We start from the raw sequence: 25,002 nt of genomic DNA, 5'->3' as shown, positions 1-25,002 counted from the left end.
AAGGAGAAAACATTGCTCGACGTAACCACTTTTGACGAGCTGCGCATCGGCCTCGCGACGGCCGATGACATCCGTCGCTGGTCGCACGGTGAAGTGAAGAAGCCCGAGACCATCAACTACCGCACCCTCAAGCCCGAGAAGGACGGCCTGTTCGGAGAGCAGATCTTCGGACCGTCCCGCGACTGGGAGTGCTCCTGCGGCAAGTACAAGCGAGTCCGCTTCAAGGGCATCGTCTGCGAGCGCTGCGGCGTCGAGGTCACCAAGTCCTCGGTCCGCCGCGAGCGGATGGGCCACATCGAGCTCGCCGCCCCCGTCACCCACATCTGGTACTTCAAGGGCGTCCCCTCGCGCCTCGGATACCTGCTGGACATGGCGCCGAAGGACCTCGAGAAGGTCATCTACTTCGCGGCGTACATGATCATCGACGTGGACGACGACGGCCGTCACGCCGACATGCCCGGCCTCGAGAACGAGCTCCGGCTCGAGATCAAGACCCTCTCCGACCAGCGCGACTCCCGCATCGCGGACCGCCTGGCCCGTCTCGAGACCGACCTCGCCGCCCTGGAGGCGGAGGGCGCGAAGAGCGACCAGAAGCGCCGCACCAAGGACGGCGCCGAGAAGGAGATGTCGCAGATCCGCAAGTCCTTCGACGAGGACATCGCGCGTCTCGAGAGCGTGTGGGAGCAGTTCCGCACCCTCAAGGTCGGCGACCTCAAGCCCGAGGACGCGGTCTTCAACGAGCTCGTCGACCGCTACGGCGTCTACTTCGAGGCCTACATGGGCGCCGAGGCGATCAAGAAGCGCCTCGAGCAGTTCGACCTCCAGGCCGAGGCCGAGACGCTGCACCTGCAGATCGCCGAGGGCAAGGGTCAGAAGAAGATCCGCGCCATCAAGCGCCTGCGCGTCGTCAACTCGTTCCTCGCGACCGGCAACTCGCCGGCCGCGATGGTGCTCGACGTCGTCCCGGTGATCCCGCCGGAGCTGCGCCCGATGGTGCAGCTCGACGGAGGCCGGTTCGCGACGAGCGACCTGAACGACCTCTACCGCCGCGTGATCAACCGCAACAACCGACTCCGCCGCCTGCTCGACCTCGGTGCCCCCGAGATCATCGTGAACAACGAGAAGCGCATGCTGCAGGAGGCCGTCGACGCACTGTTCGACAACGGCCGCCGCGGTCGCCCCGTCACCGGAACCGGCAACCGCGCCCTGAAGTCCCTGAGCGACATGCTCAAGGGAAAGCAGGGTCGCTTCCGCCAGAACCTGCTCGGCAAGCGCGTCGACTACTCGGGCCGCTCGGTGATCATCGTCGGACCGCAGCTCAAGCTTCACCAGTGCGGTCTGCCCAAGCAGATGGCGCTGGAGCTGTTCAAGCCGTTCGTCATCAAGCGCCTGATCGACCTGTCGCACGCGCAGAACATCAAGGCCGCCAAGCGCATGGTGGAGCGTTCGCGCCCCCAGGTGTGGGACGTGCTCGAGGAGATCATCCGCGAGCGCCCCGTCCTGCTCAACCGCGCGCCCACGCTGCACCGACTCGGCATCCAGGCCTTCGAGCCCCAGCTGGTCGAGGGCAAGGCGATCCAGCTGCACCCGCTCGTCTGCGCCGCGTTCAACGCGGACTTCGACGGCGACCAGATGGCCGTCCACCTGCCGCTGTCCGTCGAGGCCCAGGCCGAGGCGCGCATCCTGATGCTCGCGTCGAACAACATCCTCAAGCCCTCCGACGGCCGTCCGGTCACCCTGCCCACGCAGGACATGATCATCGGCCTCCACCACCTGACGACCATCCGCGAGGGTGCCGCCGGTGAGGGACGCGCGTTCTCCTCGGTCTCCGAGGCGATCCTCGCGAAGGACCAGGGCTCGCTGCACCTGAACTCGAAGGTGAAGATCCGCATGTCGGACGTCTTCTTCGCGCAGGGCACGGCACCCGAGGGCGTCGAGCTCGACGCGAACGGCAAGGTCACCGCGCCGATCCTGCTCGACACGACGCTCGGCCGCGCGCTCTTCAACGAGGCGCTGCCGGTCGACTACCCCTACTTCGAGCAGGTCGCCGACAAGACGACCATCTCCGGGATCGTCAACGACCTCGCGGAGCGCTACCCGAAGGTGGAGGTCGCCGCCTCGCTCGACCGCATCAAGGACGCCGGCTTCTACTGGGCCACCCGGTCCGGTGTGACCGTCGCCCTGTCGGACATCCTCACGCCCCCCTCCAAGCCCGAGATCATCGCGGGCTACGAGAAGAAGGCCGCGAAGGTCGAGACCGAGTACGACAAGGGTCTGACCACCCAGGCGGAGCGTCGCCAGGAGCTCGTGAAGATCTGGACCGAGGCGACCGACGAGGTCGCGAAGGCCATGCGCGCGAACTTCCCGACCGACAACACCATCAACCGGATGGTCACGTCCGGTGCCCGTGGTAACTGGCTGCAGGTCCGCAACATCGCGGGCATGCGAGGCCTGGTGAACAACCCGAAGGGCGAGATCATCGCCCGACCGATCATCTCCTCGTACCGCGAGGGACTGTCGGTCGCCGAGTACTTCATCGCCACGCACGGTGCCCGCAAGGGTCTGGCCGACACCGCGCTCCGCACCGCGGACTCGGGCTACCTGACGCGTCGACTCGTCGACGTCTCCCAGGACGTCATCATCCGCGAGGACGACTGCGGCACCACCAAGGGCCTCGAGCTGCCGATCATGCTCCAGGACGCCACCGGCGCCTGGTCGCAGGACTCCAACGTCGAGAACTCCGTCTACGCCCGCTCGCTCGCCACCCCGGCGACGAACGAGGCAGGCGAGGTCATCGCGGAGGCCGGCGAGGACGTCGGAGACGTCCTCATCGAGAAGCTGGTCGGAGCCGAGGTGCGCCACATCAAGGTGCGCTCGGTCCTGACCTGCGAGTCCGCCGTCGGCGTCTGCGCGGCCTGCTACGGCCGCTCGCTCGCCACCGGCAAGCTCGTCGACATCGGAGAGGCCGTCGGCATCATCGCGGCCCAGTCGATCGGCGAGCCCGGCACGCAGCTCACGATGCGCACCTTCCACACCGGTGGATCGGCCTCGGCCGACGACATCACGCAGGGTCTGCCCCGCGTGCAGGAGCTCTTCGAGGCCCGCACCCCCAAGGGCGCGTCGCCGATCGCGGAGGCCGCCGGTCGCATCACGATCGAGGACACCGACCGGGCCCGACGACTCATCCTCCAGCCGGACAACGGCGACGAGGCGGTCATCTACCCGGTGCTCAAGCGCTCGCAGCTCCTCGTCGAGGACGGCCAGTCGGTCGTGCTCGGTCAGCAGCTGCACGTCGGAACGGTCGACCCCAAGGAGGTCCTGCGCGTGCTGGGCGTCCGCGAGGTCCAGAAGCACCTGGTCGGCGGCGTCCAGGGCGTCTACCGCTCGCAGGGTGTGCCGATCCACGACAAGCACATCGAGGTCATCGTCCGTCAGATGCTCCGCAAGGTCACCGTGGTCGACCACGGCGACACGGATCTGCTGCCGGGCGAGCTCGTCGACCGCTCGCGCTACAGCGAGGTCAACCGTGCGGCTCTGACCGAGGGCAAGCGGACCGCGTCCGCCCGCCAGGAGGTCATGGGAATCACCAAGGCCTCGCTCGCGACCGAGTCGTGGCTGTCGGCCGCGTCCTTCCAGGAGACCACCCGCGTCCTGACGCAGGCGGCCATGGAGGGCAAGCGCGACCCGCTGCTGGGCCTGAAGGAGAACGTGATCATCGGAAAGCTGATCCCGGCCGGTACCGGTCTCCCGAAGTACCGCAACGTGTCCGTCGAGGCGACCGAGGAGGCGAAGGCCGAGCGGTACCCCAACCGCATCTTCGCCGACGACGCCGCGTTCAGCGACGCCGACCTGTCGTTCGTCGACTTCGACTCGTTCTCGAGTGACGGATACGAGCCCGGCAACTACAGCTGAGCCGTGACCGCGTGATCGAAGGCCCCGCCGGGTTCCCGGCGGGGCCTTCGTCGTCCCCGCAGGGCGTCCGCCACGCCGGATGCCCACCGCAAGGGGGGTGAGTGGTCGTCCGACAGGCCCCGCACGGCCCCCGAGTCGGTGATTGACTCGACAGACGTTCGACGGGGTGCCGCCCCGCGCCCGTCCGGTCGGGGTCGCAGCGGTGAGGATACGCGCGGATGAGAATCGTGGTCGTCGTGCTGACCGCCCTTCTCGTGGCGGTCGGTGCAGTCGTGCTGCCCGCAGGGCGCGCCGTCGCGGCGCAGTCCGCTCCGGCGTCGTGCGGGGTCGCGCAGCTCGCTCCCGTGCTGCAGGACGACGAGGTCGATGCGGCCCCCTCCCGCGCCCGCGTGCCGGTCGTCGTCGTGCACGGCTGGCTCGGCACCTCGACGCACGACGAGGCGCGCACCGGTGCCTTCTCGCACCTCGTCGACCTGGTCGCGGGCTCCGACTCGGCTCAGCCGGGCACCGACGCCGACCGAGCGGTCACCGGCGCCGATCAGCCGGGCACCGTCGCGGAGCGCTCCGTCATCGGCACCCTGCAGGACATCGAGGGCTCCGTCGTCTACACCTTCGACTACCGCGACCTGTCGGCGCGCTGGGTGACGGATCCGGGCATCAGCGACGCGCTCGCCTCCTCCCTCGCCTGCCTCGTCACCGCCACGGGCAACCGCGCGATCGTCGTGGCGCACTCGATGGGCGGCCTCGCCGCCCGGCAGGCGCTCAGCCAGGAGGTCGACGGCGTCAGCGTCGAGTCGCTGGTCTCGGACGTCATCACCTTCGGCACGCCGAACACGGGCTCGGACCTCGCCGCCCGTCTGGGCGAGGTGATCGAGTCGACCGGCTCCGTCAGCCCCGCGGTCGTGGCGGGGCTCGAGCCGCAGTCCCGGCTCGGGTTCTCGGCCCTCCTCGCGTCCTGCGGCGAGGCCGCGTCCGAGGACGCGGCGCGGGCGGGCGAGTGCACGGGGATGCCGATGATCGACGCCCTCTCGTCCCAGGCGGGCATCGCCATGCGCACGGGCTCGTCGGAGTTGAGCCGGCTCCCGCCCTGGCCGGCCGGAGTGCACGTCGTGGCTCTCGCGGGCGACATCCGGGTGACCCTGGTCTCCGTCCTCGGCGCGCGGACCCGCGACCTCGACCTGGGCGACGTGATCGTCGGCGCCCGGTCGGCCGAGGCGGGCGTCGACGAGTACGAGGTCTCGACCTGCCGCTACACCCTGATGTCGCTGCCGGACGTCCCGTCCGTCCTCGCGGAGCTCAGCCCGCTGGCCCGCGTCGGGGACGCGATGCGCCTCGCGTCCGTCGTGACGAGGATCGCCGCGAGCCCGTGTCATCACGCCTGGCTGATGCGCAACACGGCGCTGGCCGAGCGTGCCGGAGCGGAGGCGGCCGACGCCGTCGCCGCCACCCTCGCCCGCTCGCACGGCGACGTTCCAGCGCCCCCCGCTCCGGTCGAGCCGCCGCCGTCGGACGAACCACGACGTCGTCCCGCGCGCTGACGCCGGGCCACGGGGGTCCCCCACTACTCCGCGACATCATGTCCCGAAGTGGGTCCTTCCGGACGGATTGCGTTTACCCTGGGAGTGGCCGAGGGGGACGGCCGTCAGGGGGACAGGCAGCGCGGCCCGCCCGGCTCACGGTCGGCAGCGGGCCGCGCCCGTCCTCGGCGCTCCTCCGTCACGCGCTACGCTCCCAGCACCGGGGGCCGACGACGGCGCCTCCGCCTTCCCGCCGGAGGCCGCATGAGCCAGAACACCGTCCCGCCCGCGACACCACCGCGTGCACCCCGCCTGACGCGCGAGCAGGTGCGCACCCGCCTCGTGGACGCCGGTCTCGACGTCGTCCGCAGCGACGGACTGCGAGTGGGGGTCTCCCACCTCCCGTTGGAGGACCTCATCCGGGCGGCGGGGGTCCCTCGGAGCACGGTCTACCGGATCTGGCCGAGCCGCCAGGACTTCTTCGACGAGCTGCTCGCCAGGATCCCCGACCGTCTCCTCTCGACCCGTCTCGACGAGCCGGCGCTGCAGGTGGGCGCCACCTATCTGCAGCGGAACACGGATGCCGAGGCCGCGGCCGACGAGCGGCGCGCCACCCTGGTCGCCTCCGTGGCCGTCGCCATCGAGGCGAACTACGAGAACACGTTCGCCTCGCGGCACTGGCGGAACTTCGTCTCGCTGGCAGGCACCGTCGAGTCGCACGACGAACCCGTCCGCGGAGTGGTCCACGACGCGCTCCGCAGACGCCAGCAGCACTTCATCGAGAACATGGCGAAGTACTACCGCTACACGCTGACCGAGGCCGGCCTGCGGCTGCGGCCGGGCTTCGGCGACGAGTACACGGCGCTCGCGTCCGCCATCTCGGCGTACATCGAAGGTCTGTGCGTCGCGAGGATCGCGGCGCCCGAGCTGGTCACGGGGCCGCTCGTCCCCGACCGGTCCGAATCGCCCAGCCTGGTCGTGGCCGGAGTGATGATGCTGATCGACGGATTCTGCGAGCCGGTCCCGGCGGGCTAGTCCTCGGCGGGCGGCTCGAGCATGCCGTCGACGATCGAGCGGATGGTCCACGCGGCCAGGTTCCACTCCACCGGCTCGCCGTCCAGGCCCGGCGCGGTGATGGTCGCGTCGAGCTCCTCGTCGATCAGCCTGCTCCGATGCGCCAGCCCGTCGATGACGATCGCGGTGAGGTGGGCGAGCTGCAGCGTCGTGAATCCGGGGCGCATGGTCCCGCGGAACACGTCGAGCATCTCCTGGTAGAAGGCCTGCATCCGGTGCGTGAGCATCGTCTCGATCCGCTTCGCGGTGGCGCGGACCGCCTCGCGGGCCGGTCCCTCCTCCATCGAGAACGTGCACGCGAGCAGGGCGTTGTAGGAGGACCAGTCGACGGAGCGCCGCAGAGTCGCCATGTTGGCGTTCGCGCCGATCCGGATCATCTCCCAGGCGACCGCCCGGCGCCCCCGGGACGTGGACAAGCGGTCGCCGTGGCTCTCGTAGACCTCGCGCATGAGCTCCTGCGCCTCGGGGTCGGTGCCCCCGGCGTAGCGGTCGTGCACGAAGACCTCGCCGATCAGATCGGCGACGAACTCCTCGCGGGTGCTCCAGATGCGGTAGACCGAGCTGCGCGGGACCTCGGCGAGCCGGATGTACTCCTCCATCGGGAGGTGCGCGAAGCCGACGGTGAGGCCGTTCTCCGCGATCACCCCGCGGGCGGCGCGCAGCATCCGCTCCCGGACCTCATCGGCCGGGAGCCTCTTGGCGCGGGGGGTGGAGGTGTCGAGGTGCTTCATCGCCCAGACACTAGCCCCAGGAGGGTGCCCCGCGCAGTGGGGACACCCCGGCGCGTGCCGCGGTCATCGGGAGTCGCTCGGCCGGTGCCGTCGGAGACAGAGTGTCCCAACGTCTGGCATGGGGGCTCCGAGGCCGCTACGGTGCCCCCGGGGGCGGCTCCCGACCGCGCCCACGAGGAGACCTTGTGCCCCAGACCGAGCGCCTCGCCCTGACCGTCGTCGACGGTCTCGCGATCGACCGCGCCGCCCTGCTCGCCCTCCTGGGCGCGGCCCTCCCGCAGTTCGACGTGCAGGACACGACGAGCCTCGAGGACACCGGCACCGTCGCCGTGGTCGACCTCGACGGTGTCGTCGCCGGCGACCTCGTCCGCACCCTGGCGCACCTCGTCGGCCGGTACCGCGGAGTGGTGGCCCTCTCGACGACGCTCGGACTCGAGACCGTGCGCGCGGTGCTCCGCTTCGAGCGCTCGGCGTTCGTCTGGAAGGGCGACGACCCCGGCGACCTCGCAGCGGCCGTGGTGTCGGTCTCGAGCGGGCGCACCTGGATCTCCGAGGCCGCCCGCGGCCGCTTCCTGCTCTCCGACGAGGATCGCCGCCCGGTCCTCAGTCCGCAGGAGAGCCGCGTGATGCGCTCCTACGGGGCCGGCACCGCGGTCAAGACGGTCGCCGTCGAGATGCGGATCGCCGAGCACACCGTCCGCACCTACATCAAGCGGATCAGGGCGAAGTACCTCGACGCGGGGATCGCGCTCGAGTCACGGGTCGACTTCTACCGCAACCTCGACGGGCACGACGTGGCGCTGCGCAGCGGCGGCGACCGGATGAGGGCCCGCGGCGAGCAGGTGGACGCCGACCTCAGCGGCGACGGCGCCGCGTGAGGCGAGCAGGATCGCGTTGCCCGCCGATCGCCCGCGGACGAACGACTCCGCTCCGATCGCCTCCGTGACCGGGAGCGACGCAGCGACCACCGCCCGCAGCCGCTCGAGGCGGCGGTGGTCGGCGTCGTCGGCCACGTTGACGGCGAGCAGCCCCTCGCCGACGCGATCGGCGATCCGGGAGAGCGCCGCCGCTCCGAAGAACGCCTCCGGTACCTCGTCGCCGTCGTAGGCGTCCAGGACGACCAGGTCGACCGCGCCCGGGGGGAGCTCCGCCGCGGCGTCCGCCGTGACGACGCGCAGGCGGGTGCCCGGCGGCAGGGGAGCGTGCTCGAGGACGAAGTCCACGAGTCCCTCCTCGGGGTCGACGACGGTCTGCTCGGATCCCGGCCGCGTCCACTGCGTGTAGCGGACGAGGGAGAGGGCGCCGGCGCCCAGGTGCAGCACGCGCACGGCCAGGCCGGGCGGAGCGAGGGCGTCCACGACGGCGCCGAGCCGGGCGGTGTACTCGAGGTCCAGGGCGCCCGGGTCCGACGGGTCGATCAGCGACTGCTCGGAGCCGTCGATCGTGAGCACGAGCGAGCCCGTCCTCACCGCGTCCGGCTCGAGGGCGACCGTGCGACCGCCGGGCAGTCGAGCGGAGGGGGGCATCCCGCCACGCTAGGGCCTCTCGCGGCGCCCGGGGTGCCGCGGCTACGGTGGCAGGCATGGCCGCCCTCATCCTCCTCGACGTCGACGGCGTCCTGAACCCGTCCGTGGTGAGCGATCGGGCGGCGGGCGGCCACCGGCTGGTGCTCGACGCCGATCGCGCCGCGCTGGTCGCACGCCTCGCCGCCGTCGGCACGATCGTCTGGGCGACGACCTGGCCGCCCGAGCTCACCTCCGTGCTGGCGCGCGATCTGCAGCTGCCCGAGGGCACGGAGGCGATCGTGTTCCGCGGAGGCCTTCCGCGCGACGCGCGCTTCCCGGGGGCGACCGGCAAGCTGCAGCCCGTCGCACTGTGGCTCGAGCGGGCGCGCGAGACGGCGCCGATCGACGCCGTGGTCTGGATCGACGACAACCTGCGCGAGGACGCCTACGCCTGGGCGCGCGAGCAGGCCACCCCGTTCCACCTCGTCCGTCCGGACCCGGCCGAGGGCATCACGGCCGGCGAGGTGGCCGGAGCGGAGGAGTTCCTCACCGCTCTCGCGCCGTCATCCGGGGACATCGGGGAATAGGCCACCCCCTCCCGGTGGTTATGGTCACTCCGGGCGGCCGCGGATCCGGTCCGCGTCGTCCCGCTCCCGGAGCCCCCGCTCGGGAACCCGCGCCGACCACCGGCGCGACGACATCGTGAAGCACCGAAGGACACCCATCGTGACGCACCTCTCCGCCCGCACCCCCCTGCGCGTCCTGCTCGGCACCGCCGCAGCCGCCACCGCCCTGGTCCTCGCCGGCTGCGCCCCGGCCTCCACCGAGGACGCCGTCTCCGGATCCACCGACGAGGGGACCACCGCCGCCAACTCCGGACTGACCCTCGCCGAGGTGCAGGACGCGGGCGTGCTCACCATCGGCACCGAGGGCACCTACCAGCCCTTCTCGTTCCACGCCGACGGCGGCACGGGCGAGCTCACGGGCTACGACGTCGAGATCATCACCGCCGTGGCCGAGAAGCTGGGCGTCGAGCCCGAGTTCGAGGAGACGCAGTGGGACGCGATGTTCGCGGGCCTGGACGGCGGCCGGTTCGACGTCATCGCGAACCAGGTCTCGATCAACGACGAGCGCAGCGCGCGCTACGACTTCTCCGAGCCCTACGCCGTGAGCCCCGGAGTGGTGGTCGTCCCGACCGCCGACACCGAGATCACGTCGCTCGACTCCCTCGCGGGCAAGACGACCGCGCAGTCCCTCTCGAGCAACTGGTACGAGCTGGCGCAGGACGCCGGAGCCCAGGTCGAGGGCGTCGAGGGCTGGGCCCAGGCCGTCGCCCTCGTCGAGCAGGGCCGCGTCGACGCGACCATCAACGACCGCCTCACCTGGCTCGACTGGTCCACGAACTTCCCGGACCAGGCCGCCGGTCTCAAGGTCGCGGTGACCACCGACGACAGCTCCGAGAGCGCCTTCACGTTCCCCAAGGGCTCGGACGACCTGGTCGACGCGGTCGACGACGCGCTCGGCGAGCTCCGCGCCGACGGCACGCTCACCGAGATCTCCGAGCGCTACTTCGGCGCCGACGTCTCCGAGTAGGACTCCACGGGAGGGGGTCGGCCGTCCCGGCCGGCTCCCTCCCGTCGTCCACGGGCCTCCCACGAGGGTCGGCCCCGTGGCAACCTCCCGCGTCCGTCCCGGATGCGTGACAGCATCCCAGGGGAGCGGGCGCATCCCCCCCCGCCCGCACCGCCCATCGCCCCGGCGAGAGGAGACCACGTGGACCTCGACCTCGTCCTGCGGTCGTTCTGGCCGATCCTGTCCGGCGGCCTCGTGGGCACGATCCCGCTCGCGCTCGCCAGCTTCGTGCTCGGGCTGATCCTCGCTCTGGCCGTCGCGCTGATGAGGCTCTCGAAGGTCCGGATCCTCGCCTGGATCGCCCGCGTCTACATCTCCGTCATCCGCGGCACCCCGCTGCTGGTGCAGCTCTTCGTCATCTTCTACGGACTGCCGAGCCTGGGCGTGCGGATCGACCCGTGGCCCAGCGCCATCATCGCGTTCGCCCTCAACGTCGGCGGCTACGCGGCCGAGGTCATCCGGGCCGCGATCCTCAGCGTGCCCAAGGGGCAGTGGGAGGCGGCGCACACGATCGGCATGGGGCGCGGTCTCGCGCTGCGGCGGATCATCCTGCCGCAGGCTGCGCGCGTGTCGGTCCCGCCGCTGTCGAACACCTTCATCTCGCTGGTCAAGGACACGTCGCTGGCCTCGCTGATCCTGGTGACCGAGCTCTTCCGCCAGGCGCAGAAGATCGCCACCGCCTCGAGCGAGTTCATGCTGCTCTACCTCGAGGCCGCCCTGATCTACTGGCTCATCTGCCTCGTGCTCTCGAGCGGGCAGAGCCTCCTCGAGAAGCGATTGGACCGCTATGTCGCCCGCTGACCCTCCGCAGGACGCGCGTCCCGTGCTCTCCGTCCGGGGCCTGCGCAAGGCGTTCGGCTCCGTCGAGGTCCTCCGCGGGATCGACCTCGACATCCGTCGCGGCGAGGTGATCGCGCTGATCGGCCCGTCCGGCTCGGGCAAGACCACCGTGCTGCGCTCGCTCAACAGCCTCGAGGTGCCCGACGCGGGCGTGGTCGTGCTCTCGGACGGCACCGCCCTCGACTTCGCCGCGGGGGTGGGCCGGCGCTCGCTCACGGCGCTGCGCGACCGCTCCGCGATGGTCTTCCAGCACTTCAACCTGTTCCCGCACCTCAGCGTCCTCGAGAACGTGACGGAGGGTCCGCTGCGGGTGCAGCGCCGACCGGCGTCCGAGGTGGTCCCCGAAGCCGAGGCGCTGCTCGAGCGGGTGGGCCTGGGCGGCAGGGGCGGCGCCTACCCCTTCGAGCTCTCGGGCGGGCAGCAGCAGCGCGTGGGCATCGTGCGCGCGCTCGCGCTGCGGCCGGAGCTCCTGCTCTTCGACGAGCCGACGTCGGCGCTCGATCCCGAGCTGGTCGGCGACGTGCTGTCGCTGATGCGCGAGCTCGCGGCCGAGGGCTGGACCATGCTCGTCGTCACGCACGAGCTGGAGTTCGCGCGCAGAGTGGCCTCCGAGGTGGTCTTCATGGCCGACGGGGTGGTGGTCGAGCGCGGCGCGCCCGCCGAGCTGCTGCGGGATCCCCGGGAGCCGCGCACGCGGCAGTTCCTGCACCGCCTGCTGAACCCGCTGGAGTGACGCCGCACTGCCACCCTTCTGCGGGTGGCCGCGCGCCTGAGCACTCCCGCTCCGGCGTGTGCCTATCCTGACCGGGTGACCTGGAGAAGCGACGCCGAGACCGAGCGCATGCCGACCGCGCCCGAGGGGTCCGGCACCGCGACCGGGCCGCAGAAGACCCGCGAGTACGTGTGGCCCGAGCCGCTGACCGGGGGAGGGCCCGCCGCGGCGCCCGCAGCCGCCCGGCCCGCCGAGCCCTCGCCGCTCGGACGCGTGGAGCCCGAGCCCGCGCCGCCGCGCCGCAAGGGCAACCGGATCGCCGGCCTCGCCGTCGCCCTGCTGACCACCGCCGTGTTCGCGGCCCTCCTGCTGGCCTGCCTGACGGCCGTCCGCCTCGTCGTGGACGCGGCCCAGGGCGACCCTCTCGCCGTCGCCCTCGCGCAGGGTCCCACCGCCGCGTTCCTGGCGCCCGTCGCCGCGTTCCTCGTCGGTCTCGCCCTCCTCGTCCTGGCCGTGAACCGCGCCGGGTGGTGGGCGTACGTCCTCGGCGGCTTCTTCGTCGCCCTGCTCGCCGGAGCGGCGGCGCTCGTCGGCGCCTGGTACGACGTCGGGGGCGCTGTCCCTCCCGCCGACCGCACCGAGCTCGTCGACTTCCTGCAGGACCCGGCCGTCCTCCTCGGAGTCGCCGCGGCCGCGGTCCTCGCGCGGGAGGCGAGCGTCTGGGGCGGAGCCCTCATCGCCGCGCGCGCCCGGGGCGTCAAGCGCCGCAACGCCCAGCGCGACGCCGCCGCGCAGTCGTGACCGCGCCGGGGGAGCAGGGCAGGGGAGCGGGCCTGGGCTACGGCATCGCCCTGGCGGCGTTCGCCGCGTTCCTCTACCTCGCGCTGGTCGTCTGCGCGTTCGGAGTGCTGAGCCTCCTGCTCGATCAGGACGTCGTGCCCGAGCGAGACGCCGGCCCGATCCTGGGCCCGGTGGCGGTCGGCGCGTGCGTCGTGGCCGTCCTGCTCTCGATGATCACCCTCGCCGCGCGCCCGTCGGTGACCCGGGTGCTCGGGCCGTCGCTGCTCGCCGGAGTCGTCGTCTACCTCCTCTTCCTGCTCGTCGGCGGTGCGATCTACGGTCTCGGGCTCCAGCAGCCGGGCGAGATCCTGGGCTACGCGCTCGACCACGCCGGCACGGCGTTCGCGATCGCGACGGGTGTGCTGGCGACGGCCGTGCACGTCGTGTTCCTGCTGCTGCTGGCTCGTCGCGACGCCGGCGGAGGGACGCCCCACTGGGGCTGGGAGGGCGACGAGCGGGAGTAGGCGATCGTCCGCCCCGCTCGCTGCAGGCGGACGTCGTCCGGTTGACCGGCCCCGTCACTCCCCGTAATATTCTTCGGGTGTGCGCTTTGCCGTGCGCTCGTGTCGTGCCTCCGGGCCGGCCGGGTGCCGCGCTTCGCTCCACCGGGTCCGCAAGGGTCCGCGGGTTCGTCCGATCGGACGGCCCCCACGGCATACCCGTCCTCCTCCCCTCTGCGCCGCTCGCCGGTGGAGCGGGGTGCGTCGGGTCCAGATGAACTCGGCCGCGTCCGGCGACGGACAGGCCGAATGTCGACCATCGATCCGCTGTCACCGTGCAGCATTCAAGGAGCAAATCAGTGCCAACGATTCAGCAGTTGGTCCGAAAGGGACGCTCGCCGAAGGTCACCAAGACCAAGGCGCCCGCCCTGAAGGCCAACCCCCAGCAGCGCGGCGTGTGCACGCGCGTCTACACGACCACGCCCAAGAAGCCGAACTCGGCCCTCCGCAAGGTGGCCCGCGTGAAGCTCTCCAACGGCACCGAGGTCACCGCCTACATCCCCGGCGAGGGCCACAACCTGCAGGAGCACTCGATGGTGCTCGTGCGCGGCGGTCGTGTGAAGGACCTCCCCGGTGTCCGCTACAAGATCGTTCGCGGCGCCCTGGACACCCAGGCCGTCAAGAACCGCAAGCAGGCTCGCAGCCGGTACGGCGCGAAGATGGAGAAGAAGTAATGCCTCGTAAGGGCCCCGCTCCCAAGCGCCCCGTCGTCGCAGACCCCGTCTACGGCGCACCGGTCGTCAGCCAGCTCGTGAACAAGATCCTCCTGGACGGCAAGAAGGGACTCGCCGAGCGCATCGTCTACGGTGCCCTCGAGGGAGTCTCCGCCAAGAACGGCCAGGACGCCGTCGTCACGCTCAAGAAGGCGCTCGACAACGTCCGTCCGACCCTCGAGGTCCGCAGCCGCCGCGTCGGCGGCTCGACCTACCAGGTCCCGGTCGAGGTCAAGCCGCACCGCGCCAACACCCTCGCCCTCCGCTGGCTCACCAGCTACGCGAAGGCCCGTCGCGAGAAGACGATGACCGAGCGTCTCATGAACGAGATCCTCGACGCGTCGAACGGACTCGGTGCCGCTGTGAAGCGTCGCGAGGACACCCACAAGATGGCCGAGTCGAACAAGGCCTTCGCGCACTACCGCTGGTAGCGCGTCCCGCGGCCGCTCCCGAGCGACCGCGACCCCCGGGTCCGCAGCGCCCGCGCTGCGGGCCCGGCCCGGCGGCCGATCGCCCGATCCCCGCGGTCGGGCGATCGTCCCACCAGAACCCCAGCCGATCGGCCATGAGCCCGTTGCGCTGGCTCCATCACCTATCGGAGGAACTCCGTGGCACAAGATGTGCTCACCGACCTGAACAAGGTCCGCAACATCGGCATCATGGCCCACATCGATGCCGGCAAGACCACCACGACCGAGCGCATCCTGTTCTACACGGGTATCACGCACAAGATCGGTGAGGTCCACGACGGCGCCGCCACGATGGACTGGATGGCGCAGGAGCAGGAGCGCGGCATCACCATCACGTCCGCCGCGACGACCTGCTTCTGGAACAAGAACCAGATCAACATCATCGACACCCCGGGTCACGTCGACTTCACCGTCGAGGTGGAGCGCTCGCTGCGCGTCCTCGACGGCGCCGTCGCCGTCTTCGACGGCAAGGAGGGCGTCGAGCCCCAGTCCGAGACCGTCTGGCGTCAGGCCGACAAGTACGACGTCCCGCGCATCTGCTTCGTCAACAAGATGGACAAGCTGGGCGCCGACTTCTACTACACCGTCGACACCATCGTGAACCGCCTCGGCGCGAAGCCGCTGGTCATCCAGCTGCCGATCGGCGCCGAGTCGTCCTTCGAGGGCGTCATCGACCTGGTCGAGATGCGCGCGCTCACGTGGCGCGGCGACTCCAAGGGCGATGTCCAGCTCGGTGCGAAGTACGAGATCGAGGAGATCCCGGCCGACCTCGCCGACAAGGCCGCCGAGTACCGCCAGAAGCTGCTCGAGACCGTCGCCGAGACCTCGGACGAGCTGCTCGAGAAGTACTTCGGCGGCGAGGAGCTGACCGTGGCCGAGGTCAAGGCCGCGATCCGCAAGCTGACCGTCAACTCCGAGATCTACCCCGTGCTCTGCGGCTCCGCGTTCAAGAACCGCGGCGTCCAGCCCATGCTCGACGCGGTCGTCGACTACCTCCCCTCCCCGCTCGACTCCCGGCCATCGAGGCCCACGACGTCCGCGACGAGGAGAAGGTCATCATGCGCCACGCGGACTCGACCGAGCCCTTCTCGGCGCTCGCGTTCAAGGTCGCCGTGCACCCGTTCTTCGGTCGCCTGACCTACGTCCGCGTCTACTCGGGCAAGCTCGACTCCGGCGCCCAGGTCATCAACTCGACCAAGGGCAAGAAGGAGCGCATCGGCAAGATCTTCCAGATGCACTCCAACAAGGAGAACCCGGTCGACTCGGTCACCGCCGGCCACATCTACGCCGTCATCGGCCTGAAGGACACCACCACCGGTGACACCCTCAGCGACCCGCAGGCGCAGGTCGTGCTCGAGTCGATGACCTTCCCCGAGCCCGTCATCGAGGTCGCCATCGAGCCCAAGACGAAGGCCGACCAGGAGAAGCTCGGCACCGCGATCCAGAAGCTCGCGGAGGAGGACCCCACCTTCCGCACCGAGCAGAACCAGGAGACCGGTCAGACGGTCATCAAGGGAATGGGCGAGCTGCACCTCGACATCCTGGTGGACCGCATGAAGCGCGAGTTCAACGTCGAGGCCAACGTCGGCAAGCCGCAGGTGGCCTACCGCGAGACGATCCGCCGCACGGTCGAGAAGTACGACTACACCCACAAGAAGCAGACGGGTGGATCGGGTCAGTTCGCGAAGGTCCAGATCACCATCGAGCCGATGGAGGTCGAGGCCGACAAGACGTACGAGTTCGTCAACGGCGTCTCGGGCGGACGCGTCCCCCGCGAGTACATCCCCTCGGTCGACGCGGGCATCCGCGACGCCATGCAGGTCGGCGTGCTCGCCGGCTACCCGATGGTGGGCGTCAAGGCGACCCTCGTCGACGGTGCCGCGCACGACGTCGACTCCTCCGAGATGGCGTTCAAGATCGCCGGCTCGATCGCGTTCAAGGAGGCCTCGCGCAAGGCGCAGCCGGTCCTCCTCGAGCCGCTGATGGCCGTCGAGGTCCGCACTCCCGAGGAGTACATGGGCGACGTCATCGGCGACCTCAACTCGCGTCGCGGGATGATCCAGTCGATGGAGGACGCCACCGGCATCAAGGTCATCCGCGCCAACGTGCCGCTGTCCGAGATGTTCGGCTACATCGGCGACCTGCGCTCGAAGACCTCGGGCCGCGCCGTCTACTCGATGACGTTCGAGACCTACAGCGAGGTCCCCAAGGCCGTCGCCGAGGAGATCGTCCAGAAGAACAAGGGCGAGTAACTCCGCCCCCTCCCCCCGCCGCTCGACCGGACGGCGGGGGACTGGTAGTGTCGTGCGGGTTTGCTGCCGCTTACGCGCGTGGAAACCCGCACGACCTCTGCCGGTAACATAAGTACACAAAACCCCCGCAAGCCCTCATGTCCTCGTGCCGCCCCGTGCGGCGTCGGATGCGGATGCTTGCACCTAAGTCCTGAGGAGGACCCACAGTGGCTAAGGCCAAGTTCGAGCGGACCAAGCCGCACGTCAACATCGGAACCATCGGTCACGTCGACCACGGAAAGACCACGCTGACCGCGGCGATCTCCAAGGTTCTCGCTGACAAGTTCCCGTCCGCGACCAACGTTCAGCGCGACTTCGCGTCGATCGACTCCGCTCCCGAGGAGCGCCAGCGCGGCATCACGATCAACATCTCGCACGTCGAGTACGAGACGCCGAAGCGCCACTACGCGCACGTCGACGCCCCGGGTCACGCCGACTACATCAAGAACATGATCACCGGCGCGGCGCAGATGGACGGCGCGATCCTCGTGGTCGCCGCCACCGACGGCCCCATGGCTCAGACCCGTGAGCACGTCCTCCTCGCCAAGCAGGTCGGCGTCCCCTACCTCCTGGTCGCCCTGAACAAGGCCGACATGGTGGACGACGAGGAGATCCTGGAGCTCGTCGAGCTCGAGGTCCGCGAGCTGCTCTCGTCGCAGGGCTTCCCCGGCGACGACGCCCCCGTCGTGCGCGTGTCCGGTCTCAAGGCCCTCGAGGGCGACGAGGCCTGGACCCAGTCGATCATCGACCTGATGGACGCTGTCGACGAGTCCATCCCGGACCCGATCCGCGACAAGGACAAGCCGTTCCTCATGCCGATCGAGGACGTCTTCACGATCACCGGTCGTGGAACCGTCGTCACCGGTCGTGCGGAGCGCGGAACCCTCGCTCTGAACTCCGAGGTCGAGATCGTCGGCATCCGCCCGACGCAGAAGACCACGGTCACCGGTATCGAGATGTTCCACAAGCAGCTCGACGAGGCCTGGGCCGGCGAGAACTGCGGTCTGCTCCTCCGCGGCACCAAGCGCGAGGACGTCGAGCGCGGCCAGGTCGTCGTCAAGCCGGGTTCGGTCACGCCGCACACCGACTTCGAGGGCACCGCGTACATCCTGTCCAAGGATGAGGGTGGGCGTCACAACCCGTTCTACGCGAACTACCGCCCGCAGTTCTACTTCCGCACCACCGACGTCACCGGCGTCATCACGCTGCCCGAGGGCACCGAGATGGTCATGCCCGGCGACACCACCGACATGACGGTCGCGCTGATCCAGCCGATCGCCATGGAGGAGGGCCTCGGCTTCGCCATCCGCGAGGGTGGACGCACCGTGGGTGCCGGAACGGTCACCAAGATCGTCAAGTAGGTTCTTCCTGCTGATCTCTCGAGAGGGGTCGTCCGCTTCGTGCGGGCGGCCCCTTCCGTGTTCCCGGGGCAGTGCGCCGGAGCGCGGGCTACCGTGATCGACATGCCCTTCGTCAAGAGCGATCCCTCCGCGGCGCCGATGTTCTTCGACTGGGAGGCGGCGGGCCTGGAGTGGCTGCGGGAGGCCGAGCCGTCGGGCGGGGCCTTCTGCGTCGAGGTCCTCTCCGTCGACCCGGGCCGGATCGAACTCGAGGAGATCGAGGCGGTCCGACCCGACCCGGTCGCCGCGCGGGCCTTCGGCCGTGCCCTGGCGGCGACGCACGACGCGGGAGCCGCCGCCTTCGGCGCGCCGCCGGAGGGCTGGGACGGCCCGGCGTACATCGGACGGCGTCGGATGCCCTGCAGCCCCGAGGAGTCCTGGGGCGTCTTCTACGCCGAGCAGCGGGTCCGTCCGTTCCTCCCCGTCGCGGTCCGGGCGGGGAGTCTCTCCGGATCCGGCGCCGAGACCGTCGAGCGGGCGCTCGACCGCGTCGTCGCGGGGGAGTTCGACGGCACGGAGCCGCCGGCGCGACTGCACGGGGACCTGTGGACGGGGAACGTGCTGTGGTCCGCCTCCGGTGCCGTGCTGATCGATCCGGCCGCGCACGGTGGCCACCGCGAGACCGATCTCGCCATGCTGGCGCTCTTCGGCGCCCCTCACCTCGACGAGATCCTCCGGGGCTACGACGAGTCGCACGCCCTCGCCGACGGCTGGGAGGAGCGCGTCGCCCTGCACCAGCTGCATCCGCTCGCGGTGCACGCCGCCGGCCACGGACCCTCCTACGGCGGCGCCCTCGTCGAGGCGGCGAGCCGGGTCCTCGCCCTCTGACGCCCCACCGTTCGTCCAGCCCCGCCCGCCACACTGGCCCGGCGCGGATCGTCGCGCCCTCGAACAAGGAGCAGTCATGGTGGATCTCGGGAAGCTCGGACGTCAGGCAGCGGAGCTGCTGAAGAGCCGGAAGGCGCAGGAGGCGCTGCGCAGCGAGAAGGCGGAGCGCGTCTCCGACCAGGTGCTGGAGAAGACGGGCGACATCGCGAGCCGCCTCACCAAGGGCAAGTACGACGACCGCATCGAGGACCTGAAGCGCCAGGCGGACAAGCGCCTCGGCGACCGGTAGCGGCGTCTCCTGGCCCGTCCTGCACCTTCCCGTCAAGCGGGTGCAGACGGGACGGACCCCGGCCTAGGGTCGGGCCGATGGCACAGACGCGCGCGCAGAGACTCCGCAGGACCGATTCGAGCAGTCGCGGGTACACCCGCGTCCGCGCGGGCTCCGGATTCAGCTACCGCGACCCCAAGGGCGTCACGGTCACCGACACCGAGCTCCGGGCGCGGTTCGACGCGCTGGGGATCCCGCCGGCCTGGAAGGACGTCTGGATCGCGCCCTACCCGAACGGCCACATCCAGGCCATGGGAGTGGACTCGGCGGGGCGTCGCCAGTACATCTACCACCCGACCTGGCGCGAGCAGAAGGACCGGATCAAGTTCGATCGGGCGCTGCGGCTGGCCGAGTCCCTGCCGAGCGCGCGGCGCGCGGTGACGCTGGACCTCCGCCGCGACGGCTACGGCCGCGAGCGGGCCCTCGCGACGGCGTTCCGGATGCTCGACACGGGCTCCCTGCGCGTGGGGAGCGAGCGCTACGCGAAGGAGCACGGGAGCATCGGGCTGTCGACGCTGCTGTGCTCGCACGCGACCACGCACGGCGATCGCGTCGCCCTCGCCTTCCCGGGCAAGAGCCATCAGGCCTGGACGAGCGAGATCCTCGACCACGACCTGGCGAGCGTCGTGCGCTCGCTCAAGCGGCGCGGCCCGAACGCCCGCCTGCTGGCGTGGAAGGACGGGCGGGAGTGGCGCCCGCTCTCGGCGCCCGAGATCAACGACTACGTGCGCGAGAAGGCGGGCGACGACTTCACCGCGAAGGACTTCCGCACGCTCCACGGCACCGTCGCCGCGGCGCTGAGCCTGGCCCGCACGGGACCTCGGCCGACGCAGCGGGCCCGGAACTCCGCCATCGCGCAGGCCATGCGCGACGCCTCCGAGGTGCTCGGCAACACCCCGACGGTGGCCCGCGCCAGCTACGTGGACCCGCGAGTCCTCGACCACTACCGCGCCGGCGAGACGATCGACCCGACCCGCCCGAACTCCGCCGAGACGACCCTCCGCGCCCTGCTCTACGAGTGAGGCTCCGGCCCGGAATCCCGGGGGAGAAGAGGGGCCCGATCCGCGACACGCCCGGGTTGCACGGGGGGCGCTTCTGTGGGAGACTCTTCTAGTTCAAAATTTCCGCCGAAGCAGCGTGCTGCGACCGGTGGAACACTGCCAGGCAGTGCCGAGACGGCACCGCTGAGGCTCGACCCGAGAGGGCGGCCCAGCCGGTGCGACGTCGAGGCGGCGGGTAGCAGAACGAAACAACCGACAACTCAACGGGCTCTCCGTGCGTCGTGCGTTCTGCACGTCGCTGGAGCGCCTCGAGCGCGGTGCTTTTGACAGAAGAACACTGGTGCACTCCCCGGTTCCCCGGAGTTCCTTCGCGAGCGCGTCCAATGCGAGGCGAGACCGACAGGTCCGTCGCGTACGACGCAATAACAAGAGAGTGAGAGATCACACATGGCGGGACAGAAGATCCGCATCCGACTGAAGTCGTACGACCACGAGGTCATCGACACGTCGGCGCGCAAGATCGTCGACACGGTCACCCGTGCCGGAGCAACGGTCGTCGGCCCCGTGCCGCTTCCGACCGAGAAGAACGTGGTCTGCGTGATCCGTTCTCCCCACAAGTACAAGGACAGCCGCGAGCACTTCGAGATGCGCACCCACAAGCGCCTCATCGACATCATCGACCCGACGCCCAAGGCCGTCGACTCGCTGATGCGCCTCGACCTCCCGGCCGACGTCAACATCGAGATCAAGCTCTAAGGGGAGGGGTAACACATGTCTGTCGCCATCAAGACCTCCAAGGGCCTCCTCGGCACCAAGCTCGGCATGACCCAGGTCTGGGACGCCGAGAACAAGCTCGTGCCGGTCACCGTCATCGAGATCAGCCCGAACGTCGTGACCCAGATCCGCACCGAGGCGAAGGACGGCTACTCGGCCGTCCAGATCGCCGCCGGAGCGATCGACCCGCGCAAGGTGAACAAGCCCGCCGCCGGTCACTTCGACGCCGCGGGAGTCACCCCCCGCCGCCACCTCACCGAGGTCCGCACCGCCGACGCCGCCGAGTACTCGGCCGGCCAGGAGCTGACCGTCGACGCCGTCTTCGAGGCCGGCACCAAGGTCGACGTCGTCGGCACCAGCAAGGGCAAGGGCTTCGCCGGTGTCATGAAGCGTCACAACTTCAAGGGCGTCTCGGCTTCGCACGGTTCGCACCGCAACCACCGCAAGCCCGGCTCCATCGGAGCCTCCTCGACCCCCAGCCGTGTCTTCAAGGGCATGCGCATGGCCGGTCGCATGGGTGGCGAGCGCGTCACCGTGCTCAACCTCAAGGTGCACTCCGTCGACGCCGAGAAGGGCCTGCTGCTCGTCAAGGGCGCCGTCCCCGGAGCGCGCGGTCGCCTCGTGTTCGTTCGCAACGCCGTGAAGGGAGCGTAGTTCCATGGCTACCTCTATCGACATCCTCGACGTCAAGGGCCAGAAGGCGAGCTCGTTCGAGCTCCCCGCCGAGCTCTTCGACGTGCAGACCAACATCCCCCTCATCCACCAGGTCGTCGTGGCCCAGCTCGCCGCGGCGCGCCAGGGAACCCACAAGACGAAGAACCGTGGCGAGGTCTCGGGAGCCGGTCGCAAGCCGTTCAAGCAGAAGGGAACCGGTCGCGCTCGTCAGGGCTCGATCCGCGCTCCGCACATGACCGGTGGTGGCGTCGTCCACGGACCGACCCCCCGCAGCTACGCGCAGCGCACCCCCAAGAAGATGATCGCCGCAGCCCTGCTCGGTGCTCTCTCGGACCGTGCCCGCGGCGGCCGCATCCACGCGGTCGAGTCCCTCGCCCTCGGTGAGACCCCGAAGACCAAGGACGTCCTCGTCCTCCTCGACGCCCTCTCGGTGTCGCGGAACGTCCTCGTGGTCCTCGAGCGCGACGACTTCATCGCCGAGCTGTCCCTCCGCAACGTGCCGTTCGTGCACATCCTGCCGTTCGACCAGCTCAACGCGTACGACGTGCTCGTCTCGGACGACATCGTCTTCTCGCAGCTGCTCTCGAGGGCTTCGTCGCCCTCAAGACCGGCGCCGAGTCCAAGAAGGAAGAGGTGAACGCATGAGCCAGTCCGCCGCGTTCAACAAGGACCCCCGCGACGTGATCATCTCCCCGGTGGTCTCCGAGAAGTCCTACGGCCTGATCGACCAGGGCAAGTACACCTTCGTGGTGGACCCCCGCTCGAACAAGACCGAGATCAAGCTCGCCATCGAGAAGATCTTCGGAGTCGAGGTCGCGTCGATCAACACGCTGAACCGCCAGGGCAAGACCCGTCGGACCAAGTTCGGCACCGGCAAGCGCAAGGACACCAAGCGCGCGATCGTGACGCTGAAGTCCGGCTCCATCGACATCTTCACGAACGTCGGCTGAGCCGAAGAAGCGTAGAGGAAACAGACAATGGCTATTCGTAAGTACAAGCCCACGACCCCTGGTCGCCGCGGCTCCAGCGTTGCCGACTTCGCCGAGATCACCCGCTCGACGCCCGAGAAGTCGCTCCTTCGCCCGCTGTCCAAGACCGGTGGCCGCAACAACTCCGGCCGCATCACGACGCGTCACATCGGTGGTGGCCACAAGCGCCAGTACCGTCTGATCGACTTCCGTCGCAACGACAAGGACGGCGTCAACGCCAAGGTCGCTCACATCGAGTACGACCCCAACCGCACGGCGCGCATCGCACTGCTCCACTTCGTGGACGGCACCAAGCGCTACATCCTGGCCCCGAACAAGCTCTCGCAGGGCGACATCGTGGAGTCGGGCGCCGGCGCCGACATTAAGCCCGGCAACAACCTGCCGCTGCGCAACATCCCGACCGGTACGGTCATCCACGCCATCGAGATCAAGCCCGGTGGGGGAGCGAAGCTCGCCCGCTCGGCCGGCACCTCGGTCCGCCTCGTCGCCAAGGACGGCCCCTACGCGCAGCTCCGCCTGCCGTCGGGCGAGATCCGCAACGTCGACGCGCGCTGCCGCGCCACGATCGGCGAGGTCGGCAACGCCGAGCAGTCGAACATCAACTGGGGCAAGGCCGGCCGCATGCGCTGGAAGGGCGTCCGCCCGACCGTCCGCGGTGTCGCGATGAACCCGGTCGACCACCCGCACGGTGGTGGAGAGGGCAAGACCTCCGGTGGACGCCACCCGGTCAGCCCCTGGGGACAGTCCGAGGGACGCACCCGTCGCCCCAACAAGGAGAGCGACAAGCTCATCGTCCGCCGCCGCACCGCCGGTAAGAAGCGCAAGTAGGAGTTGTAGAAGATGCCTCGCAGTCTCAAGAAGGGCCCCTTCGTTGACGACCACCTGCTCCGCAAGGTGTTCACGGCCAACGAAGCCGGCAACAAGAACGTCATCAAGACCTGGTCGCGCCGTTCGATGATCATCCCGGCGATGCTGGGTCACACCATCGCGGTCCACGACGGTCGCAAGCACATCCCCGTGTTCGTGACCGAGACCATGGTCGGCCACAAGCTCGGCGAGTTCGCCCCCACTCGGACCTTCCGCGGTCACGAGAAGGACGACAAGAAGGGCCGTCGCCGCTAAGCGGCGACGAGAAGGAGGAGAGAAATGGTGGAGTCGATCGCACGCGTGCGACACATCCGCGTCACCCCCCAGAAGGCTCGCCGTGTCGTGAACCTGATCCGCGGCAAGCAGGCTCAGGAGGCACTGGCCATCCTGAAGTTCGCGCCCCAGGGCGCGTCCGAGCCCGTCTACAAGCTCGTCGCCTCGGCGATGGCGAACGCTCGCGTCAAGGCCGATGCCTCGAACGAGTACCTCGACGACCAGGACCTGATCGTGTCCCGCGCCTTCGTCGATGAGGGAACCACCCTCAAGCGATTCCAGCCGCGTGCTCAGGGTCGTGCCTTCCGCATCAACAAGCGCACCAGCCACATCACCGTCGTGCTGGCCACTCCTGAGGAGGGGACCAAGTAATGGGTCAGAAAGTAAACCCCTACGGTTTCCGTCTGGGAATCACCACCGACCACGTGTCGCGCTGGTTCTCCGACAGCACCAAGAAGGGCCAGCGGTACAGCGACTACCTCGCTGAGGACGTCAAGATCCGCCGCCTGCTCGCCACGCAGCTCGACCGCGCGGGCGTCGCCCGCATCGAGATCGAGCGCACCCGTGACCGCGTCCGCGTCGACATCCACACCGCCCGTCCGGGCATCGTGATCGGTCGTCGCGGCGCCGAGGCCGAGCGCATCCGCGCCGACCTCGAGAAGCTCACCGGCAAGCAGATCCAGCTCAACATCCTCGAGGTCAAGAACCCCGAGGCCGAGGCCCAGCTCGTCGCGCAGGGCATCGCCGAGCAGCTCTCCGCCCGCGTGGCTTTCCGCCGCGCGATGCGCAAGGGTCTGCAGGGCGCGCAGCGCGCCGGCGCCAAGGGCGTCCGCATCCAGGTCTCCGGCCGCCTCGGCGGCGCCGAGATGAGCCGCTCGGAGTTCTACCGCGAAGGCCGTGTGCCCCTGCACACCCTGCGCGCGAACATCGACTACGGCTTCTACGAGGCCAAGACCACCTTCGGCCGCATCGGCGTGAAGGTCTGGATCTACAAGGGCGACATCACGAACAAGGAGCTCGCGCGGGAGCAGGCGAACAGCAAGTCGTCGCGCCCCGAGCGCAGCGACCGACCGCGTCGCGCCCCCCGCCAGCAGGGCGAGGCGCCCGTCGCAGCAGGAGTTGAGGCATAA

General features: G+C 69.9%; 24 protein-coding genes and 2 pseudogenes. 25 read left to right on the top strand and 1 reads right to left on the bottom strand.

Features of this window, described 5'->3' with window-relative positions; all coding sequences use genetic code 11:
* The first annotated feature begins 12 nt into the window (after positions 1-12).
* From B0T42_RS03850 to B0T42_RS03840, 3 genes are all read left to right on the top strand, one after another.
* Positions 13-3,912 (top strand): DNA-directed RNA polymerase subunit beta', encoded by a 3,900-nt coding sequence (locus B0T42_RS03850; protein ID WP_077222002.1) that lies wholly within the window; start codon positions 13-15, stop codon positions 3,910-3,912.
* A gap of 218 nt (positions 3,913-4,130) precedes the next feature.
* A complete protein-coding gene (locus B0T42_RS03845) occupies positions 4,131-5,450 on the top strand; it encodes an esterase/lipase family protein (protein ID WP_139344405.1) in 1,320 nt (439 codons plus the stop codon).
* A gap of 243 nt (positions 5,451-5,693) precedes the next feature.
* The gene (locus B0T42_RS03840; protein ID WP_077222000.1) at positions 5,694-6,464 is read left to right on the top strand and encodes a TetR/AcrR family transcriptional regulator; all 771 of its coding nucleotides are present in this window, start codon (positions 5,694-5,696) and stop codon (positions 6,462-6,464) included.
* On the opposite strand, the gene B0T42_RS03835 is transcribed toward B0T42_RS03840, so the two are convergent.
* Positions 6,461-7,234, bottom strand: a complete 774-nt coding sequence (locus B0T42_RS03835; protein ID WP_077221999.1) for a hypothetical protein — start codon at positions 7,232-7,234, stop codon at positions 6,461-6,463. The genes B0T42_RS03840 and B0T42_RS03835 overlap by 4 nt on opposite strands.
* 185 nt (positions 7,235-7,419) lie before the next feature.
* On the opposite strand from B0T42_RS03835, the gene B0T42_RS03830 reads away from it, so the two are divergent.
* From B0T42_RS03830 to rpsC, 22 genes and pseudogenes are all read left to right on the top strand, one after another.
* Positions 7,420-8,112 carry a helix-turn-helix transcriptional regulator gene (locus B0T42_RS03830; protein WP_077221998.1) on the top strand — a complete coding sequence of 231 codons (693 nt, stop codon included), beginning with the start codon at positions 7,420-7,422 and terminating at the stop codon, positions 8,110-8,112.
* Positions 8,113-8,816: 704 nt separating this feature from the next.
* A complete protein-coding gene (locus B0T42_RS03825; protein WP_077221997.1) occupies positions 8,817-9,326 on the top strand; it encodes an HAD domain-containing protein in 510 nt (169 codons plus the stop codon).
* Positions 9,327-9,465: 139 nt separating this feature from the next.
* Positions 9,466-10,332 (top strand): amino acid ABC transporter substrate-binding protein, encoded by an 867-nt coding sequence (locus B0T42_RS03820; protein ID WP_077221996.1) that lies wholly within the window; start codon positions 9,466-9,468, stop codon positions 10,330-10,332.
* A gap of 180 nt (positions 10,333-10,512) precedes the next feature.
* Entirely contained in the window at positions 10,513-11,172 is a 660-nt protein-coding gene (locus B0T42_RS03815) for an amino acid ABC transporter permease (RefSeq protein ID WP_077221995.1), read from the top strand.
* Positions 11,159-11,944 (top strand): amino acid ABC transporter ATP-binding protein, encoded by a 786-nt coding sequence (locus tag B0T42_RS03810; protein WP_077221994.1) that lies wholly within the window; start codon positions 11,159-11,161, stop codon positions 11,942-11,944. The genes B0T42_RS03815 and B0T42_RS03810 overlap by 14 nt, the downstream gene beginning before the upstream one ends.
* A 75-nt stretch (positions 11,945-12,019) precedes the next feature.
* A complete protein-coding gene (locus B0T42_RS03805; RefSeq protein ID WP_077221993.1) occupies positions 12,020-12,724 on the top strand; it encodes a hypothetical protein in 705 nt (234 codons plus the stop codon).
* The gene (locus B0T42_RS03800; RefSeq protein WP_077221992.1) at positions 12,721-13,227 is read left to right on the top strand and encodes a DUF6121 family protein; all 507 of its coding nucleotides are present in this window, start codon (positions 12,721-12,723) and stop codon (positions 13,225-13,227) included. The genes B0T42_RS03805 and B0T42_RS03800 overlap by 4 nt, the downstream gene beginning before the upstream one ends.
* A 335-nt stretch (positions 13,228-13,562) precedes the next feature.
* Positions 13,563-13,937, top strand: coding sequence for a 30S ribosomal protein S12 (gene rpsL, locus B0T42_RS03795; protein WP_055787040.1), 375 nt, complete (start codon positions 13,563-13,565; stop codon positions 13,935-13,937).
* The gene (rpsG, locus tag B0T42_RS03790; RefSeq protein ID WP_055787043.1) at positions 13,937-14,407 is read left to right on the top strand and encodes a 30S ribosomal protein S7; all 471 of its coding nucleotides are present in this window, start codon (positions 13,937-13,939) and stop codon (positions 14,405-14,407) included. Before rpsL ends, rpsG begins: the two co-directional genes overlap by 1 nt.
* Positions 14,408-14,584: 177 nt before the next feature.
* A pseudogene (fusA, locus tag B0T42_RS03785) lies at positions 14,585-16,698 on the top strand (elongation factor G).
* Between the two features lie 206 nt (positions 16,699-16,904).
* Positions 16,905-18,098 carry an elongation factor Tu gene (tuf, locus tag B0T42_RS03780; protein ID WP_055787051.1) on the top strand — a complete coding sequence of 398 codons (1,194 nt, stop codon included), beginning with the start codon at positions 16,905-16,907 and terminating at the stop codon, positions 18,096-18,098.
* Between the two features lie 102 nt (positions 18,099-18,200).
* Positions 18,201-18,965 carry a fructosamine kinase family protein gene (locus B0T42_RS03775; RefSeq protein ID WP_077222010.1) on the top strand — a complete coding sequence of 255 codons (765 nt, stop codon included), beginning with the start codon at positions 18,201-18,203 and terminating at the stop codon, positions 18,963-18,965.
* Positions 18,966-19,041: 76 nt separating this feature from the next.
* Positions 19,042-19,254, top strand: coding sequence for an Rv0909 family putative TA system antitoxin (locus B0T42_RS03770; protein ID WP_077221991.1), 213 nt, complete (start codon positions 19,042-19,044; stop codon positions 19,252-19,254).
* A 77-nt stretch (positions 19,255-19,331) separates the two neighbouring features.
* Positions 19,332-20,315 (top strand): DNA topoisomerase IB, encoded by a 984-nt coding sequence (locus B0T42_RS03765; protein WP_077221990.1) that lies wholly within the window; start codon positions 19,332-19,334, stop codon positions 20,313-20,315.
* Between the two features lie 426 nt (positions 20,316-20,741).
* Entirely contained in the window at positions 20,742-21,050 is a 309-nt protein-coding gene (rpsJ, locus tag B0T42_RS03760) for a 30S ribosomal protein S10 (RefSeq protein WP_005050520.1), read from the top strand.
* Between the two features lie 15 nt (positions 21,051-21,065).
* Complete coding sequence (rplC, locus tag B0T42_RS03755; protein ID WP_077221989.1) at positions 21,066-21,722, top strand: 50S ribosomal protein L3; 657 nt, start codon at positions 21,066-21,068, stop codon at positions 21,720-21,722.
* Between the two features lie 4 nt (positions 21,723-21,726).
* A pseudogene (gene rplD / locus B0T42_RS03750) lies at positions 21,727-22,388 on the top strand (50S ribosomal protein L4).
* Positions 22,385-22,693 (top strand): 50S ribosomal protein L23, encoded by a 309-nt coding sequence (gene rplW / locus B0T42_RS03745; RefSeq protein WP_055787071.1) that lies wholly within the window; start codon positions 22,385-22,387, stop codon positions 22,691-22,693. The pseudogene rplD and the gene rplW overlap by 4 nt, the downstream one beginning before the upstream one ends.
* A gap of 27 nt (positions 22,694-22,720) precedes the next feature.
* On the top strand, positions 22,721-23,560 hold the full coding sequence (gene rplB / locus B0T42_RS03740; protein ID WP_055787074.1) for a 50S ribosomal protein L2: 840 nt from the start codon (positions 22,721-22,723) through the stop codon (positions 23,558-23,560).
* 12 nt (positions 23,561-23,572) lie between these two features.
* Positions 23,573-23,854, top strand: a complete 282-nt coding sequence (rpsS, locus tag B0T42_RS03735; RefSeq protein WP_055787078.1) for a 30S ribosomal protein S19 — start codon at positions 23,573-23,575, stop codon at positions 23,852-23,854.
* 24 nt (positions 23,855-23,878) lie between these two features.
* Complete coding sequence (rplV, locus tag B0T42_RS03730; RefSeq protein ID WP_077221988.1) at positions 23,879-24,244, top strand: 50S ribosomal protein L22; 366 nt, start codon at positions 23,879-23,881, stop codon at positions 24,242-24,244.
* Entirely contained in the window at positions 24,244-25,002 is a 759-nt protein-coding gene (rpsC, locus tag B0T42_RS03725) for a 30S ribosomal protein S3 (RefSeq protein ID WP_055787081.1), read from the top strand. Before rplV ends, rpsC begins: the two co-directional genes overlap by 1 nt.

The sequence above is a fragment of the Rathayibacter rhapontici genome (assembly GCF_001995175.1).
Taxonomy (GTDB): Bacteria; Actinomycetota; Actinomycetes; order Actinomycetales; family Microbacteriaceae; genus Rathayibacter.
The sequence above is the reverse complement of the archived record's forward strand: the minus strand, read 5'-3'. Positions and strand labels throughout refer to the sequence as shown.

What these genes read in the sequence shown, in the direction of transcription:
- B0T42_RS03835 (WP_077221999.1), bottom strand. Translation starts at nt 7,234, where the DNA reads ATGAAGCACCTCGACACCTCCACCCCCCGCGCCAAGAGGCTCCCGGCC.
- B0T42_RS03770 (WP_077221991.1), top strand. Translation starts at nt 19,042, where the DNA reads ATGGTGGATCTCGGGAAGCTCGGACGTCAGGCAGCGGAGCTGCTGAAG.
- rpsJ (WP_005050520.1), top strand. Translation starts at nt 20,742, where the DNA reads ATGGCGGGACAGAAGATCCGCATCCGACTGAAGTCGTACGACCACGAG.
- B0T42_RS03825 (WP_077221997.1), top strand. Translation starts at nt 8,817, where the DNA reads ATGGCCGCCCTCATCCTCCTCGACGTCGACGGCGTCCTGAACCCGTCC.
- rplV (WP_077221988.1), top strand. Translation starts at nt 23,879, where the DNA reads ATGGTGGAGTCGATCGCACGCGTGCGACACATCCGCGTCACCCCCCAG.
- rpsG (WP_055787043.1), top strand. Translation starts at nt 13,937, where the DNA reads ATGCCTCGTAAGGGCCCCGCTCCCAAGCGCCCCGTCGTCGCAGACCCC.
- rplC (WP_077221989.1), top strand. Translation starts at nt 21,066, where the DNA reads ATGTCTGTCGCCATCAAGACCTCCAAGGGCCTCCTCGGCACCAAGCTC.
- B0T42_RS03765 (WP_077221990.1), top strand. Translation starts at nt 19,332, where the DNA reads ATGGCACAGACGCGCGCGCAGAGACTCCGCAGGACCGATTCGAGCAGT.
- rpsS (WP_055787078.1), top strand. Translation starts at nt 23,573, where the DNA reads ATGCCTCGCAGTCTCAAGAAGGGCCCCTTCGTTGACGACCACCTGCTC.
- rplW (WP_055787071.1), top strand. Translation starts at nt 22,385, where the DNA reads ATGAGCCAGTCCGCCGCGTTCAACAAGGACCCCCGCGACGTGATCATC.
- B0T42_RS03810 (WP_077221994.1), top strand. Translation starts at nt 11,159, where the DNA reads ATGTCGCCCGCTGACCCTCCGCAGGACGCGCGTCCCGTGCTCTCCGTC.
- B0T42_RS03845 (WP_139344405.1), top strand. Translation starts at nt 4,131, where the DNA reads ATGAGAATCGTGGTCGTCGTGCTGACCGCCCTTCTCGTGGCGGTCGGT.
- B0T42_RS03775 (WP_077222010.1), top strand. Translation starts at nt 18,201, where the DNA reads ATGCCCTTCGTCAAGAGCGATCCCTCCGCGGCGCCGATGTTCTTCGAC.
- rplB (WP_055787074.1), top strand. Translation starts at nt 22,721, where the DNA reads ATGGCTATTCGTAAGTACAAGCCCACGACCCCTGGTCGCCGCGGCTCC.
- B0T42_RS03840 (WP_077222000.1), top strand. Translation starts at nt 5,694, where the DNA reads ATGAGCCAGAACACCGTCCCGCCCGCGACACCACCGCGTGCACCCCGC.
- rpsC (WP_055787081.1), top strand. Translation starts at nt 24,244, where the DNA reads ATGGGTCAGAAAGTAAACCCCTACGGTTTCCGTCTGGGAATCACCACC.